This is a genomic window from Longicatena sp. (genome assembly GCF_982403165.1).
Map to the genome: position 1 here is coordinate 1 of NZ_CEVYEL010000110.1, position 1843 is coordinate 1843.

The following is a 1843-nucleotide window of genomic DNA, read 5'->3' on the forward strand; positions in this document are numbered from 1 at the left end:
GATAACTACGCCCCGAGGGATTTTCACCCTAGATATGTGGCATGCCCGCCACACACGAAAAGGCGAGCTCTTCCTACAAAAAGCTTGCCTTTTATTAATATTCATAAAGAACTTATAGCATAAAAGAAGGACTAACACTTAAATAAAATCGCAATAATATGAAAGAGAGACTGATTCTATTCTCATTTTATTTTTATAATACTTAGAGATACTAATCTCCTGCTATCTTTCTTGACTAGACAATTTATACTACTTCTGTATTATTGAGACGTAACCAGTCTTTTCAATCAATTGCTGGCCTTCATCTGATTGTATCCAATTGATCAATCGCATAAGATTTTTATTTTCATTCCCCTTTACATAAACCGCATAAAACGGACTTGTAATAGGGTAGATATCATCACGTATATGTTCTACCGTTGGGGCGACTCCATCAATCTGTAAGAGCTTGATTTTATTACTTTTTTTCATTGCCTGTGTATAAAAACGGAAAGAATACCCTATTGCATTATCCCGATTTTCATATTCAGCTGTTACGGAAATAATTGCCCCCATACCTGCAGGCACATCCTTTGTCATAGGTTTCATGATTGATTGACCATTCATAAACCGAATCAACGCTGATTGAGAACCACTGCCTTCAGGACGTTGGAAAGCACGAATCTTTTCATCCTTTCCCCCTACCTCTTTCCAATTAGTTATCTTTCCACTATAGATATCCCGAATTTGTTTACTGCTCAAATTTGTTACGGGATTATCTTTATTCACAAAAAAGACAAATGCTTCCTTACCAATCGGAACCTTAACCAATTCTTCCTTTTGCTTTTTAAACATTTCCTCCTGTTTTGACGAAGGAGCAGCCACAAAAATAAGATCTGTTTTCTTCTCTAATAGACGTTCATAGGCGGTAGGTGTTGTTGTGCAGCTAACGATTTCACTAACGTATGGATCATACTCATCCTTAGGATAAAGCGCTTGTACAAAGGATGCATAGACCGGATATAAGGCAGTAGCACCATCCAAACGAACAAGTTCATCTTTTATTTGAAATTGACTTTCCTTATTCAAAGTAGCTATTTTATAACTGTGAAATGGTTTATATTCACTGAGATTCACTTCTGTACCCTTAATTTCATAACGATTTTCCCACATATCATAGCCAAATGTAGCTAACAAAATCACAATGCATGATAAAAATGGTACTACCATAAAAAGCTGCTTACGAAAAGATAACCAGGCATGGCGTCGATAACGATAAAGAACCATTAACCATATATATACATATAGGATCAACATTGCCACAATGAGAAGGTATTCAATAAAAGGATGTGTCGTAGTCCATACGATACTTAAAAGAAAGATATATACAAATGGTAAAGTAAATAGCGTCGCAAGACACAAAGCTCCTATCAATGCTAATATCATAGTTAGCTCCCTTCTGCTTTTGCAAGTTTTTTTTTATTTTCGATAAACCAATAGGACATAGCAGTAGAAACATAAAAATCTGAGAATAGGAAAGATTTAATAAGGTGCAGCTGTTATCATCAATTTTATTATATCGGATATATGCTTAAAGACAAGGTAAATTAAGAAAGGTTTAGATTTCCATAGAAATCACAATATACGATTTCCCCATGAGGAATCTTCAACAAAAGATGTATTGATTATTGTATTGATTATATTAGGAGATGACTAAGTAATAGTACATGATAGGTAAAAGGGTTAGTAAGATTATTTCTGATAAAGCAGAAATAGTACAACTTCTTGTGATGCCATTGGTTTCGCTCACATAAGGAATGTGTTTGGCTTTCTATCTCTATATAGAAAAAAACCTGTCCTTCTC

1 protein-coding gene is annotated in these 1843 nt (G+C 34.7%); it reads right to left on the reverse strand.

What is annotated here, in order from left to right; genetic code table 11:
* Positions 1-249: 249 nt before the first annotated feature.
* Complete coding sequence (locus tag AC1VS3_RS12890; RefSeq protein WP_008690011.1) at positions 250-1425, reverse strand: substrate-binding domain-containing protein; 1176 nt, start codon at positions 1423-1425, stop codon at positions 250-252.
* Positions 1426-1843: the final 418 nt, after the last annotated feature.